This window comes from Alkalihalobacillus sp. BA299 (assembly GCF_017745675.1).
Classification (GTDB): Bacteria; Bacillota; Bacilli; order Bacillales; family Bacillaceae_F; genus Alkalihalobacterium.
The window spans coordinates 1-15080 of sequence record NZ_JAFLJM010000027.1 but is presented as its reverse complement, the minus strand read 5'-3'; the positions used below and the strand labels follow the sequence as shown (position 1 = coordinate 15080).

At 37.5% G+C, this 15080-nt stretch carries 11 protein-coding genes; all 11 read left to right on the top strand.

Annotated features, from left to right (window positions below; translation table 11 throughout):
* Nucleotides 1–50 precede the first annotated feature (50 nt).
* The 11 genes from bshC (at nucleotide 51) to spoVE (ending at nucleotide 14611) form a co-directional block, all read left to right on the top strand.
* Nucleotides 51–1673, top strand: a complete 1623-nt coding sequence (bshC, locus tag J0N78_RS23220) for a bacillithiol biosynthesis cysteine-adding enzyme BshC (RefSeq protein ID WP_209125471.1) — start codon at nucleotides 51–53, stop codon at nucleotides 1671–1673.
* A gap of 227 nt (nucleotides 1674–1900) precedes the next feature.
* Nucleotides 1901–2332, top strand: a complete 432-nt coding sequence (gene mraZ, locus J0N78_RS23215) for a division/cell wall cluster transcriptional repressor MraZ (protein WP_209125514.1) — start codon at nucleotides 1901–1903, stop codon at nucleotides 2330–2332.
* 37 nt (nucleotides 2333–2369) lie between these two features.
* On the top strand, nucleotides 2370–3302 hold the full coding sequence (gene rsmH / locus J0N78_RS23210; RefSeq protein ID WP_209125470.1) for a 16S rRNA (cytosine(1402)-N(4))-methyltransferase RsmH: 933 nt from the start codon (nucleotides 2370–2372) through the stop codon (nucleotides 3300–3302).
* A 13-nt stretch (nucleotides 3303–3315) separates the two neighbouring features.
* Nucleotides 3316–3681 carry a cell division protein FtsL gene (ftsL, locus tag J0N78_RS23205; RefSeq protein ID WP_209125469.1) on the top strand — a complete coding sequence of 122 codons (366 nt, stop codon included), beginning with the start codon at nucleotides 3316–3318 and terminating at the stop codon, nucleotides 3679–3681.
* A gap of 118 nt (nucleotides 3682–3799) precedes the next feature.
* A complete protein-coding gene (locus J0N78_RS23200) occupies nucleotides 3800–5983 on the top strand; it encodes a penicillin-binding protein (protein ID WP_209125468.1) in 2184 nt (727 codons plus the stop codon).
* Between the two features lie 108 nt (nucleotides 5984–6091).
* Complete coding sequence (locus tag J0N78_RS23195) at nucleotides 6092–8026, top strand: stage V sporulation protein D (RefSeq protein WP_209125467.1); 1935 nt, start codon at nucleotides 6092–6094, stop codon at nucleotides 8024–8026.
* 203 nt (nucleotides 8027–8229) lie between these two features.
* Nucleotides 8230–9696, top strand: coding sequence for a UDP-N-acetylmuramoyl-L-alanyl-D-glutamate--2,6-diaminopimelate ligase (locus tag J0N78_RS23190; protein WP_209125466.1), 1467 nt, complete (start codon nucleotides 8230–8232; stop codon nucleotides 9694–9696).
* Nucleotides 9696–11054: a UDP-N-acetylmuramoyl-tripeptide--D-alanyl-D-alanine ligase gene (locus J0N78_RS23185; RefSeq protein ID WP_209125465.1), complete on the top strand. Its 1359-nt coding sequence runs from the start codon at nucleotides 9696–9698 to the stop codon at nucleotides 11052–11054. The genes J0N78_RS23190 and J0N78_RS23185 overlap by 1 nt, the downstream gene beginning before the upstream one ends.
* Before the next feature lie 19 nt (nucleotides 11055–11073).
* On the top strand, nucleotides 11074–12051 hold the full coding sequence (gene mraY, locus J0N78_RS23180) for a phospho-N-acetylmuramoyl-pentapeptide-transferase (RefSeq protein ID WP_209125464.1): 978 nt from the start codon (nucleotides 11074–11076) through the stop codon (nucleotides 12049–12051).
* Complete coding sequence (murD, locus tag J0N78_RS23175) at nucleotides 12052–13410, top strand: UDP-N-acetylmuramoyl-L-alanine--D-glutamate ligase (protein WP_209125463.1); 1359 nt, start codon at nucleotides 12052–12054, stop codon at nucleotides 13408–13410. It begins immediately after the preceding gene.
* A 100-nt stretch (nucleotides 13411–13510) separates the two neighbouring features.
* On the top strand, nucleotides 13511–14611 hold the full coding sequence (gene spoVE, locus J0N78_RS23170; RefSeq protein ID WP_209125462.1) for a stage V sporulation protein E: 1101 nt from the start codon (nucleotides 13511–13513) through the stop codon (nucleotides 14609–14611).
* The last annotated feature ends 469 nt before the right edge of the window (nucleotides 14612–15080 follow it).

Below are 15080 nucleotides of genomic sequence, written 5' to 3'. Positions count from 1 at the left end.
TATAATCAAATCGTTCGAGTGCTAAGTTTTAAATGAAAGGGCGTTACATAATGAATGTGAAAGAAATTCAACTTTCACCAACAACTAAAATTGCTAAGGCATATTTACAAAAGGATCCTCAGCTCCTTTCGTATTTTGAGTATGACTTTCGGAAAAAATCTACATATGAAAATCGTTATGAATATTTGAAAAATCGAACGTATAATCGTGAGGGCTTAGCTGATGCATTAAAACTGTATAATGAACGGCTTGTTCACCATGAAAAATCATTGATACAAGTAGAACGTCTCCGTAACCCTAAAAGTGTGGTTGTAGTTACCGGGCAACAACCTGGATTGCTTACTGGTCCATTGTATACAATTTACAAAGCTTTGACGGTTATCATAATGGCTAAAGAACAAGAAAGTAATCTAGATGTTCCTGTCATTCCTGTTTTTTGGGTGGCTGGAGAGGATCATGACTTTCTTGAAGTTAATCATTTATTTCTGCAAGATAAAGACAACTTAGTCAAGCACCAATTAATTGATGGATATGAAGATAATAAAATCCCGTTGTCAGAAAGACAGCTTGATTATGAAAAAACAAAACAATGGGTTGAAGACGTATTTGCTTCGATGCAAGAAACAGAATATACAAACGGGTTGCTTGAAATTGTAACCTGTTTATTGGAGGAATCGACTAATTATTCCGATTTCTTTAGTCAGTTAATGGCGTGGTTTTTCAAAGAAGAGGGACTCGTGTTACTTGATTCTGCAGACCCTAACATTCGAAGCATGGAGACATCAATGTTCTCGATGCTGATTGAAGAAAATGCAAACATTCAGAAAGCATTTCTATCACAGTCTGAAAAAATCGCACAACTTGACTTTGGAACACCGATTGACCGCAATGAAGAAAATGCGAATCTTTTTATTGTTGAAGACGGACAACGCTATAGATTAGATCGCGTGAATGAAACAACTTTTAAGGCCAACCATAAAAAGTATTCAAAAAGCGACTTACTTCAGATCGCGCAAATATCACCAGAGCGATTAAGCAATAATGTGGTTACTCGCCCTGTGATGCAAGAGTACTTATTACCTGTTCTCGCATTTGTAGGCGGACCAGGAGAAATAGCCTATTGGTCGACGTTAAAAAAAGTGTTTGAAACCCTAGAAATGAAAATGCCTCCAATCGTACCTAGACTTTCGCTAACGTTGTTAGAAAAAAAACATATGGAATGGTTATCAGAAAAAGGAATAAAAGTAGAAGAAGCTCTTTCAAATCAGTTACCGTTAATGAGGGATGAGTGGTACGCAAAACAAAAAAAGTGGAACATTGATGAGCTTGCTATTCAAGTTAAAGATCAAATAGTAGAAATACACACACCGTTGCGTCAAATTGCTGAACAATTAGATGAAACTTCGGAAAAGCTTGCAACTAAAAATATTCGTATTCTTATAGATCAAGTTGGTATTCTTCAGCAAAAATTAGAACGACAGCAAAAGGAAAAATATCGGTATGAATTGTTGAAGTATGATGCGATTGACAACATTGTCAGTCCAAATGATAAGCCTCAGGAGCGAATTTATAATATATTTCAATTTATTAACCTTTTAGGTATCGATATGGTTGATAAAATAAAAGTACAAGATTTTAAAATAAATAGTCATCATAAGGTTATTGAAGTATAGCACCTTCGTTCACTGAGTGGAAGATAGACCTGCCACTGAGTAAGTTTATTTGTTTCATATTATCTAAAATCAACTGGTATTCACAATTGAAATTTATCACATTCAAAGAAAAAAATTCTGCATTTTTGCAGGATTTTTTTTTTATGAGGAGAATTAGAAAATCTAGTGGTATAAAGTGGGGGGATGTGGTAACTTAGAGGTATAAAGTGGGGGATGGTGAAAAGGTTATGTTCATGGGAGAGTATCGGCATAATGTCGATGAAAAGGGAAGGCTTATTATTCCTGCTAAGTTCCGTGAAGAACTTGGAGACTCTTTTGTTGTCACTCGTGGACTTGATCGTTCATTATTCGTCTACCCACAAGACGAATGGAAAATTCTTGAAGGTAAATTAAAATCTCTCCCATTTACAAAAAAAGATGCCAGAGCCTTTACTCGATTTTTCTTTTCCGGTGCAACTGAATGTGAGCTTGACAAACAGGGTAGAGTAAATATTGCTTCACCCCTAAGGGAATATGCAAATATAGAAAAAGAATGTGTCATTATTGGGGTTTCTAACCGAGTAGAAATTTGGAGTAAAGCAATCTGGGAAGACTACTTTATGGAGTCGGAAGAGTCGTTTAGTGAGATTGCTGAAAACATCGTGGATTTCGATCTTTAGTGAGTGCATCTAAGAAAAGCATAAAGAGGTGGAAGGTATGTTTAATCATATTACAGTGTTAAGAGAAGAGTCAGTTGAAGGTTTGAATATAAAAGAAGATGGAATTTATGTAGACTGTACCCTCGGGGGGGCAGGTCATAGTGAATTAATAGTATCTCGCCTAAACTCTGAGGGACATCTTTTTGCTTTCGATCAAGATGATGCAGCGATAGCCAATGCACAAAAAAAGTTAAATCAATATGAAGGAAAAATAACTTTAATCAAAAGTAACTTTCGTTTTCTGAAAGAAGAGCTTCATATTAGAGGGATCGATCAGGTTGATGGAATTCTTTTTGACCTTGGCGTCTCTTCTCCACAACTAGATGAAGCAGATCGCGGTTTTAGTTATCACCAAGATGCACCACTTGATATGAGAATGGATCAAACGGCACCCTTAAGTGCGTATGAAGTTGTGAATGAGTGGGAGTTTGGAAGATTAGTTTCAATTATATCGAGGTATGGAGAAGAGAAATTTGCTAAACAAATTGCCAGAAAGATTGAAGCTGCAAGAGAAAAGAAGGCGATTGAAACAACTGGGGAGCTAGTTGAAATTATCAAGTCAGCAATACCTGCTCCGGCTAGAAGGACAGGAGGGCATCCTGCTAAACGGACTTTCCAAGCTATACGAATTGCTGTAAATGATGAATTGGGAGCTTTTGAGCAAGCTTTAGCAGATTCGATTGAGATGACAGCACCTAAAGGTCGGATATGTGTGATAACATTCCATTCTTTAGAAGATAGAATATGTAAAGATATGTTTAAGAAAGAAAGCAAAGGCCCTGATTTACCTCCTGGAATGCCGATGATTCCTCAAGGGTATGAACCTAAACTTTCCTTAATTACGAAGAAACCCATAATTGCAAGTGTAGATGAACTTGAAATGAATAACCGAGCTCGTTCAGCGAAACTGCGGATAGCAGAAAAAAATTGAAGGAGGTTACACTATGAGTAATTTAGCTCGTCAGTATCAGCAGCAGCCAAAAGGAATCGAAGATCAGCAGCAAAAACAATCGAGGTCTCCTAAACAAAGGGCATTTCCTATTACTAAAGGAGAAAAGGGGCTAGCTCTATTAGCAGTTGTAGCTTTTTCAGTAGTTATCACAATGATCATTGCAAATTATGCATCGGCATATTCACTTAACAGGGATATCCATAACCTGCAAAGAGATATTCAACAACAGTCTCAAGTCAATGATGGCCTTCAATTACAAGTAGTAGAATTAAGTGCACCTGATAGAATTTTACAAATTGCAACGGAAGAGCTGGGGATGTCTTTAGATGACAATAAAGTAAAAGTAATACAAAACTAGTTCCGTTGTGAGCTAGTTTTCTTTTTAAGTAAAAGCTCTTTTTTTTAGGGATTGTTATTATTTACTTGTTGAAGTTAAATGGGCGCCTTGCGCTATTTAAGAATGGGATGTGATTATAGTGGAAATTCATAAGAGAGCTGTTACTAACAAGAGAGCGGTTTTCATTATGGCCATTTTTCTTCTTTGTTTTGTAATTCTTATTGGTAGAATTATCTTGCTTCAAACTACAAAGGAAGTAAACGGACATGATTTAAGCGAAATGGCAGAACAAAGATGGACGACCAAAAATGTAATTGAAGGTACTCGTGGCACAATTTTTGACCGTGAAGGAAGTAAGCTAGCGCAAGAAATCAGTTCGTATACGATGTTTGCTGTTTTAGATGAAAATCAGGAACAGTATGTAAAGGATCCAAGGGAAACGGCAGAAGTGTTGTCGCCACATATTAACATGTCAGTTGAAAATCTTGAGCGGCTTTTGTCGAGTGATCGGTTTCAAGTGGAATTAGGACCCGGTGCAAAGAACATGAGTCATGATAAAATGGAAACGATCAAAGCATATGATTTACCAGGTATTGAATTTAGAAAAGAGCCACGGCGTTATTACCCGAAACAAACGTATGCATCTCATGTGATTGGATACACAGAAAGGAATATGGAAAAGTCGAGAATGGGGCTTGAACTTAGTTTAGATGAATTGTTACGAGCAGAAGATGGATCGGTAGTTTATCAAAGGGATCGGAAAGGAATTCGATTGCCAGATCCTAAAGAAACTGTTGAGCCGCCGAAACATGGAAGTGACGTATATTTAACACTTGATTCAAATATTCAAACAGCGTTAGAACAAGTTATGACAAAGGTCGAAGAAGATTATGATCCAGAAAAAATGATTGCGATTGTTGCAGATCCGAAGACAGGTCAAATATTAGCGATGAGTAATCGTCCGAGCTTTAACCCTAATTACTACGAAGAAATTTCAAATTTTAGAAACTTTGCCGTTGCCGACCGCTTCGAACCAGGTTCTACGATGAAAATGTTTACCTTAGCAGCAGCCATCGAAGAAGGGGTTTATGATGGAAGTGAGGAATTTCAATCAGGAACATATCGAATAGGTAATCGAATAATTTCTGACCATAATCAAGGTAGAGGCTGGGGAATGATTACGTATGATGAGGGGATGCAGCGTTCATCGAATGTTGCTTTTTCAAAAATTGCAAATGAGAAATTGGGTACAGATAAAGTTTATGAATACCTTGAAAAGTTTGGTTTTACACGGCAAACAGGGATTGATTTACCAGGTGAGGTTTCAAGTTTAATTGCTCGGAAAAATGCATCTAATGCTATTTCTACAGCGTTTGGACAAGCAACAGCTGTTACTCCGATCCAACAAGTTCAAGCTGCTACAGCGATTGCTAATAATGGAACGATGATGAAGCCGTATGTTATCGACAGAATAGTTAATAAGGAGTCAGGAAAGGTTATTGAGAAAATTGAGCCAAAAGCTATTGGACAACCTATTTCTAAAGAAACTGCTGAACAAATGAAAGACATTTTGGAAACAGTTGTGACTTCTTCAGCTGGTACAGGAACCCCTTATTTTATTGAAGGGTTTGATATCATTGGGAAGACAGGTACCGCGCAAATTCCTAACCCAGATGGTCCTGGATACCTGCACGGACATGGAAAAAACATCTTTTCTTTTTTAGGAATGGCACCTAAAGATGATCCTAGTGTCATCGTGTATGTAGCAGTTGAACAACCGAAATTAAAACAAACCGAGTCAGGTTCTGCTCCGGTATCTGAAATTTTTAATACGGTCATGAAGCATAGTTTACAATATTTAAATATAACCCCAGATTTTCAGGAGGCTGTCCGAAATGAAGAGATTGGTTTTAAACTTGGAAACTATATAGGAAAATCAATCGAAGCGGTAAAAGGTGAATTAGTTCGTGAAGGTTTAGATGTTATTGTCATAGGAGATGGAGAAAAGGTCGAAGGACAACAACCGTTGTCAGAAAGGTATGTCATTGATAATGAAAAGGTACTCCTTGTCACCGATAGTGAACAATACAAAATGCCAAGTATTGAAGGATGGTCGTTTCGCGATGCAATGAAACTATCAAAAGGATTGGATCTTAATATGAATATATTCGGTACAGGCTATGTTACAAATCAAAGCATTACTGCAGGAAGTCCTATTAGGAAAGAAGAACATATAACAATTGAATTGCAGTTGCCTCATTCTGACTTCAACGAGCAACATGAAGAAATGGAAGAAGATCAAGGTCCAATTGAAGATCAATAAGCAAACCCCATTTGTGTTCTAATTACCTAGATTTACGCATATAAGTTAAACAAGCATGACAAGCCTTATTATATGTGAAATCTAGGTTGAAAATTGGGGGTACAGGAAGTGCGAGTGTCCAATGTAACCGTACGAAAACGTTTAGTGTTTGTATTAATATGTGGTTTACTCATATTTATAATTATTGCGATCCGCCTTGGTTATGTGCAGTTTGGTATGGGTGACTGGTTAACAGACCGTGCAGAAGATTCCTGGAGTCGTGACATTCCGTTTGAAGCAAAGCGAGGAGAAATTTTAGATCGAAATGATGAAATTCTAGCTACAAATGTTAGTGCACCTTCCATTTTAGTTGTTCCACGTCAAGTGAAAGAACCTGCTGAGACAGCCGAGAAATTAGCGAATGTATTAAATATGGATCGACAAAAGGCATATGAACTAATAACAAAAAGTGCATCTTCAGTTAGGCTTAATCCAGAAGGTAGAAAAATACCGAAAGAAAAAGCAAATGAAGTACGTTCGTTAGATTTACCTGGAGTATATGTTGCTGAAGATAGTAAAAGACATTACCCAAATGGGAAGTTTTTATCACATGTCTTAGGTTTTGCTGGAATTGATAATCAAGGGTTAACAGGACTCGAGTTATATTATGATGAACATTTAAGTGGGAAAAAAGGACATGTTTCATTCTTTTCGGATGCAAAAGGTAAAAGACTACCAGACTTGGCCGATGAGTACACGCCACCAATAGACGGTCTTAATTTAAAACTTACGATTGATAGCAGAGTTCAAACTATTATTGAACGGGAATTAGATATTGCTGAAGCCACGTATAATCCTGATGGAGCAATTGCCATAGCGATGAACCCAAATACAGGGGAAATTCTTGGGATGTCAAGCCGTCCTCATTATAATCCTGAAAACTTCAGAGAAGTCCCGCCAGAAATTTATAATCAAAACAAACCAGTTTGGATGCAATATGAGCCAGGGTCGACATTCAAGATCATCACAATTGCGGCTGCATTAGAGGAGGGGGAAGTTGATCTGCACAAAGAAACGTTCAACGACCCAGGATTTATCGAAGTGTCAGGCCACAGGCTGCGATGTTGGAAAAAGGGGGGGCACGGTCACCAAACTTTTCTAGAGGTCGTTCAAAACTCGTGTAACCCAGGTTTTGTCGTACTCGGCGAACGTCTAGGAAAGGATCGTTTATTTAATTATATTGAAAAATTTGGATTTGGCGAAAAAACAGGTATTGACCTCCAAGGAGAAGCAAAAGGGATATTGTTTAGTCGAGATAGAGTAGGTCCCCTAGAGTTAGCTACAACAGCATTTGGTCAAGGGGTTTCTGTTACACCGATTCAACAGGTAGCAGCTGTTTCGGCAGCGATAAATGGTGGATATTTATATCAACCATTTATCGCAAAGGAATGGATCGATCCAGCCTCAGGTCAAGTTGTCAGCTCTCAGGCACCAATTTTAAAAAGAAGAGTCATATCAGAAGAAACATCTAAAGAAATTCGTCATGCACTCGAAACTGTAGTTGCTCTTGGGACAGGGAAAGGTGCATATGTAGACGGGTATCGAGTCGGAGGGAAAACGGGAACAGCGCAGAAAGCGAAAGATGGCCGATATTTAGAAAATAACCATATCGTCTCATTTATTGGTATGGCTCCAGCTGATAGTCCGGAAATTGTTGTATATGTGGCTATAGATAATCCTAAAGGAACGGTTCAATTCGGTGGTGTTGTAGCAGCTCCGATAGTTGGGAAAATTATTGGTGATAGCTTGGCCGCGATGGGGGTTGAAAAGCGTTCAGAGCAAATTGAAAAAGAAAAAGCTTGGAATGATGAACCTATTGTGGAGATTCCAGATCTTATTGGACTTTCTATTCGAGAAATCAACCAAGCGTATTATGATTTAAAAATCGACGCTTCAGGAAGTGGGTCCAAAGTGTTAGCCCAAGCACCGGAACCTGGTGTAAAAGTAAAAGCTGGTTCAACAATTCGACTTTATATGGGTGACAAATCAGACACAACAGACTAAAATAGTTCTGTGACACTTTATTCCCTCCGGCATTACTTTTCGGAGGGATTCATTGTGTTAAGGGGAGGCTACTAAAGGAAAGGGGACTTCTTCAAGTAAGTGAAACATACACTTATAACAGAAAAACCTTTCAATTATGATTAAAAAGCTCCTCTTTTTCCTACGATAGATATTAAAAGTGCGTGATAGAAAGGGTATTTACTATGAATTTAGATCAACTCGTAAAACAATTACAATATGTTAAGCATTCAGACGAACAAACAAATCCTACGATAACGTCCATTGAAATGGATTCAAGAGAAGTGCAAGTTGGCAGTTTGTTTGTTTGTATTAAAGGGTTTACCGTTGATGGGCACGACTATGTAGATCAAGCCATTGCTAATGGCGCAAGTGCAATTTTAGCTGAACATGAAATGCAAGCATCAGTCCCTGTCATTGTAGTAAATGACACAAAGCGAGCGATGGCTATTCTTTCCAATCATTTTTATGATTATCCAACAACGAAATTATCACTTATTGGAATTACCGGAACAAATGGTAAGACGACAGTGACGCATCTTATTGAAAAAGTACTAAATGATATGGGGGAACTCACTGGTTTAATTGGTACGATGTATACAAAAATAGGTCAACAAACGTTTGAAACGAAAAATACAACTCCTGAATCACTAACTCTGCAAAAAACATTTAAACAAATGGTAGATCAAAAAGTAAGTACGGCAATTATGGAAGTATCTTCTCATGCCTTACACCTTGGAAGAGTTAGAGGGTGTGACTTTAATATTGCAGTGTTTACAAATTTAACGCCTGATCATCTTGACTATCATGAAACAATGGAAGCTTATAAGTTTGCAAAAGGTCTCCTCTTTTCACAACTAGGAAATACATATAATCAACCAAGTAAAAAAATAGCGATATTAAATGACGATGACCAGGCTACAGAAGAATACAAAAAGATGACAGCAGCTCAAGTCGTGACATACGGGATCAATGAAAAAAGTGATATTCGTGCAAAGAATATACAGATGAAAGCCGGTGGAACTTCATTTACATTAACTACACCAGTGGGGTCAACAGATGTAAGCCTACGTTTAATTGGAAAGTTTAGTGTTTACAATGCTTTGGCAGCCACTGCTGCTTGTTTAGTTCAAGGAATCCCTTTAGTAAACATTAAAAAAAGTTTAGAAAGTATCCAAGGAGTCTCTGGTAGATTTGAGACGGTAGAAGCAGGGCAAGATTTTACGGTTATCGTTGATTACGCTCACACTCCCGATAGTTTAGAAAATGTCCTCATGACAATTAAAGAGTTAGCAAAAGGAAAAATTTATTGTGTAGTTGGTTGCGGTGGTGACCGTGATCGAACGAAACGGCCGATCATGGCGCAAATCGCGGTTAAATATGCTGATCAAACTATATTCACTTCGGACAATCCAAGAAGCGAACAACCTGAAGCTATCTTGATAGACATGGAATCCGGAGTAAAAGGTGAAAACTATACTTCCATTGTTGATCGAAGGGAAGCCATTGAGTATGCGATCAATCAAGCGAAAGAGAATGATGTTGTTCTCATTGCAGGAAAAGGACATGAGACGTATCAAATTGTCGGTAAAAATGTTTTTACGTTTGATGATAGAGCTGTAGCAAGAACGATCATCGAGGAGAGAATTTAATGAGGATACTAGGAAAATTAGTTGAAGAAATTTCAGAGCGGGTTAAGCATGAGAACACTAATTTAATATTTTCGGGTGTATTTACTGATAGTCGTAAGCCGATGGAGAAAGGCTTGTTTATTCCCATCGTTGGTGATCGATTTGACGGACATGACTTTATTCATACTGCGATTGAAAAAGGGGCTACCGCTTCATTATGGCAAAAGGATAGGACTGTACCTGACGATTTACCAGAAGAGTTTCAGCTCTACTTTGTAACAGAAACTATACAAGCGCTACAGCAATTAGCAAAAAAATACCTTAAATCTGTCGACCCTATCGTAGTAGGAGTAACTGGGAGTAATGGCAAAACAACAACAAAGGATTTACTAGATGCTGTTTTATCAACGATGTTTAAAACGCACAAGACGCAAGGGAATTTTAATAATCATATCGGTTTACCTTTAACTATTTTAGAGATGGAAAAGGATTGTGAACTGCTTATTTTAGAAATGGGAATGAGTGGGTTTGGTGAAATTGAATTATTAAGTAAAATTGCAGAGCCTAATATTGCGGTAGTAACGAATATTGGCGAATCTCATATTGAACAATTAGGAAGTCGAGAAGGGATCGCTCAAGCAAAGATGGAGATTATAAAGGGCCTACAAAAAGGTGGAAATGTAATTGTTGACGGGGATGAGCCTTTACTTCAACCCTTCTTTAGTGATAATGTAAACACTTGTGGTTTTGCTAAGACATGTAAAAACCAAATTATGAATATATCAACAAGCGAGTATGGATTTACATTTTCTTTTAAAGGTGAGGAGGCGATTTTTGAAGTACCACTACTCGGGCGCCATAATATTAAAAATGCTGCATATGCGATTATTGTCGGAAAAGAACTAGGTGTAACAGAAAACAGTATACAGAGCGGATTAAAACAAGTAAACTTAACAGGAATGAGACTCGAACGGCTCAGAGGTTTAAACGGTTCTACCATTATTAATGATGCTTATAATGCAAGTCCAACTTCTATGAAGGCCGCTATTGAAGCGGTTAAAGAGTTACCAGGTTTTTCAAAACGAATTTTAATATTAGGCGATATGTATGAGCTTGGCTCAGGTGAAAAAGAGCTCCATCGCTCCGTTGCTACTGTGATAGAAAATCCAATTACTCATTTATTTACTGTTGGAGAAAAAGGACAGTGGATTCTTGAAGCATTTAATGAGAAAAAAGGCCATACGCTTATAGTACAACGCTTTTTAAATAAACAGGATGTTATTGATAGTGCTTTAAAACTATTAGATGAAAAGACAGTTGTACTAGTTAAAGCATCGAGGGGACTTCAATTAGAAACGATTACTAAACATTTAATGTAAGAGAAAGGAGGCAATGAAAATGTTTGAACAAATCATATTACTATTTACATTAATCGCATCTTTCCTCATTGCCGTAATATTATCCCCAATAACGATTCCATTTCTGAGAAAGTTAAAATTTGGACAAAGTATTCGAGATGAAGGACCAAAATCACATCAGAAGAAAAGTGGTACCCCAACGATGGGGGGAATTATGATATTATTATCAATTCTTCTGACAACGATTATTATGATTTCGAAATTTTTAGCTTTCACAACTGAAATTTGGTTGCTTCTTTTTGTTACGTTAGGGTATGGGGTAATAGGCTTTCTTGATGACTTTATCAAAGTCGTTATGAAGCGAAATTTAGGCTTAACGTCTAAGCAAAAATTAGTAGGTCAACTTTTTATTGCTATTATATTTTATTTAGGTTTACATCTACTTGATTTCTCAACAGAAATTGCTATTCCAGCAACTAACTTTTCATTTGATTTCGGATGGCTTTATTTTCCGCTTATTATTGTTATGTTAGTTGGCGCATCGAATGCAGTCAATTTAACGGATGGATTAGACGGCTTACTGGCAGGGACAGGAGCGATTGCATTTGGAGCATTTACCGTCTTAGCTTGGAATGCAGAAATGTTTGATGTTGCAGTATTTTGTGGTGCAGTTGTTGGTGCGGTATTAGGGTTTTTAGTCTTTAATGCTCATCCTGCAAAAGTGTTTATGGGCGACACAGGATCTCTTGCTTTAGGTGGCGCGATTGCAGCTGTTGCTATCTTAGTAAAGCTTGAAATTTTATTAGTTATTATCGGTGGAGTCTTTGTGATCGAAACCCTTTCTGTTATTATTCAAGTTATCTCATTTAAAACGAGAGGGAAACGTGTTTTTAAAATGAGCCCTCTTCACCATCATTATGAGTTATCGGGCTGGTCCGAATGGCGTGTAGTCGTTACATTCTGGTTAGTAGGGATGCTCTTTGCTATATTAGGAATTTATTTAGAGGTGTGGATCTAGATGAAAAATAAACAACAATTTAAAAATAAACATGTACTCGTACTTGGCTTAGCAAAGAGTGGTGAGGCTGCAAGTCGCCTCTTATACCGGTTAGGAGCAAATGTTACGGTAAATGACGCAAAGCCGATTGAAGAGAATCCCCAAGCGAGAGATTTACAGAGTATAGGCATCAAAGTCGTTTGTGGTTCACATCCATTAACATTACTGGATGAGCCTGTAGACTTTATTGTTAAAAATCCAGGGATTCCATATACGAATCCGATTGTTGAAGAAGCGCTTAAACGTAACATATCGATCGTTACTGAAGTGGAATTAGCTTCCAAAATATCAGAGGCAGAAATGATTGCCATTACGGGTTCTAATGGGAAAACAACGACGACGACACTTATCGTCGAAATGCTAAAAAATAGTGGGAAAGAGCCACTCATTGCTGGAAATATAGGAACCGTTGCTTGTGAAGTGGCAGAGAAAGCTACAACTCAAAACATTATAGTAACAGAACTATCAAGCTTTCAACTTCAAGGAACGGAAGAATTTCATCCAAAGGTAGCTGTATTATTAAATCTTTTTGATGCGCATTTAGATTACCATGGTACAAAAGAAGCTTATGGTCATGCTAAAGCTAGGATATTTGCTAACTTAGATACAGATGACTTTTATGTTATCAATGTGGACGATGAATATGTTGTGAAGCTTGCTGAGGGTGTTAAAGGGGTTAAAGTCCCATTTTCTGTTACAAAAGAAGTATTGAGTGGAGCTTATGTAAAGGATAATATTGTATATTTTAAAGAAGAAAAAATAATTGACAGAGTAGATATTACCCTTCCAGGTAAGCATAATTTGGAAAATATATTAGCGGCAATTGCTGCAGCAAAATCGATGGGTGCTCGTACGGAACAAATTGTAGAAGTTTTAAAGACGTTTACAGGTGTAGAACATAGAGTTCAATATGTAAAGACACTTAATGATCGAAAGTTTTATAACGACTCTAAAGCAACTAATATACTAGCAGCTCAAGCTGCTGTTGCAGCTTTTTCTGAACCGGTGATTTTATTAGCTGGGGGATTAGATCGAGGAAACTCATTTGATGCTTTCATTCCGTCATTAAAAAAAGTAAAAGCAGTTATAACGTTTGGAGAAACGAAAGAAAAGATTAACCTTGCTGCTAAAGAAGCTGGAGTTAAGATTATCGATTCGGTTTTAAATGTGGAAGAAGCTGTGCCCGTAGCGTATGACCTTTCAGAACCAGGTGATGTTATCTTACTTTCACCTGCTTGTGCAAGTTGGGATCAGTATAAAACATTTGAACAAAGAGGCGAGAAGTTTATTCAGGCTGTTGAGCAGTTAATGCAAAGATAAAAGGACATGTTCTATCAATCTGGTGCATATGTTTAGGTAATAGAGGTTGTACAACAAAAATTAGTTGTACGAACACTTTTTGGTGAGTGAGGTGTTATAATTGCCTAAAACAAAAACGGCACCAGATTTTCTTTTGATGATTGCAACAATTGCACTATTAACGATCGGTGTTATTATGGTATATAGTTCTAGTGCGGTATGGGCGCAATATAAGTTTGATGATTCGTTTTTCTTTGCAAAACGGCAAATTTTCTTTGCTGGTGCAGGAGTCGCGGCGATGCTTTTCATTATGAACGTCGATTATTGGACGTGGAGAAAGTGGTCTAAAGTATTGATCATCATTTGTTTTATTCTTCTTATTGTAGTATTAATTCCCGGTGTTGGACTCGTTCGAGGTGGAGCGAGAAGTTGGTTAGGAGTAGGTGCATTTTCCTTTCAACCATCTGAATTTATGAAAATGGCAATGATCGCATTTCTTGCAAAATATTTATCTGAAAATCAAAAAAAAATAACATCATTAAAGCGCGGTCTCATTCCATCTTTTTCACTTGTACTTTTAGCGTTTGGACTGATCATGCTTCAACCAGACTTAGGTACAGGAGCAGTAATGGTTGGGACGTGTGTCGTTATGATTTTTGTATCGGGTGCTCGTATTGCACATTTTGTAGGTTTAGCTCTTATCGGTGTTGCAGGTTTTGTAGGTCTAATCATATCAGCACCTTATCGTATTAAACGAATTACTTCGTTTCTCGACCCGTGGTCAGATCCTTTAGGTAGTGGCTTCCAAATCATTCAATCTCTCTATGCAATCGGGCCAGGGGGATTACTTGGCTTAGGCCTTGGAGAAAGTCGTCAAAAATACTTTTATTTACCTGAGCCGCAGACGGATTTTATATTTGCTATATTATCTGAAGAGTTAGGGTTTATTGGTGGTTTAGTTGTTATTTTCTTGTTTGGCATTTTATTATGGCGTGGTATTAGAGTGGCTTTAGGTGCTCCAGATTTATTTGGTAGTTTTTTAGCGGTAGGTATAATATCGATGGTTGCCATTCAAGTTATGATCAACATCGGAGTTGTAACTGGACTTATGCCAGTTACAGGGATCACATTGCCGTTTTTAAGTTATGGAGGTTCTTCTTTAACTCTCATGCTGGTTGCAATTGGTGTGTTACTTAATATAAGTCGGTTTTCGAGGTTGTAAATTAAAGTCCCTCTCGGTAAGGCGAGTCCTAACTAGAGGGATATTTATATGTAATCTTTTTTATCCCGTTTAACTGGCGCTAAGACTCCCACTTCAAGGCTTCGGGAACTAGAAAGACTAAGTGGGAGATAAGCGCCAGTTACAACCCGATTGGTTCAACTAACATCTAGTGGGGGATGAGGCTCCCCACTAGATGAAGTTTCACTTTATGAAATTTTACACAATCCTTTAAAAGCATTATGTATAATCCAAGGTGTCATTCTGATAAAATGGTAATGGTAGATAGTTTACTATGAAGATCAAGAAATACATTTATTGATCTTGGTTATAAGCTTATTTATTTTAGGCTGTTTTCGTAAACTTTGTTGCTTTTGGACCGTTTTTTGAAAATAAAATAGCCTTTTCAAGACAAATTCATTTGTCTGAACGGCTATTTTATTTTCAAAACCTTCACGCTATGCGTGAAGAG

Coding starts and splice junctions, on each gene's coding strand:
- bshC (WP_209125471.1), top strand. CDS start 51: ATGAATGTGAAAGAAATTCAACTTTCACCAACAACTAAAATTGCTAAG.
- mraZ (WP_209125514.1), top strand. CDS start 1,901: ATGTTCATGGGAGAGTATCGGCATAATGTCGATGAAAAGGGAAGGCTT.
- rsmH (WP_209125470.1), top strand. CDS start 2,370: ATGTTTAATCATATTACAGTGTTAAGAGAAGAGTCAGTTGAAGGTTTG.
- ftsL (WP_209125469.1), top strand. CDS start 3,316: ATGAGTAATTTAGCTCGTCAGTATCAGCAGCAGCCAAAAGGAATCGAA.
- J0N78_RS23190 (WP_209125466.1), top strand. CDS start 8,230: ATGAATTTAGATCAACTCGTAAAACAATTACAATATGTTAAGCATTCA.
- J0N78_RS23185 (WP_209125465.1), top strand. CDS start 9,696: ATGAGGATACTAGGAAAATTAGTTGAAGAAATTTCAGAGCGGGTTAAG.
- mraY (WP_209125464.1), top strand. CDS start 11,074: ATGTTTGAACAAATCATATTACTATTTACATTAATCGCATCTTTCCTC.
- murD (WP_209125463.1), top strand. CDS start 12,052: ATGAAAAATAAACAACAATTTAAAAATAAACATGTACTCGTACTTGGC.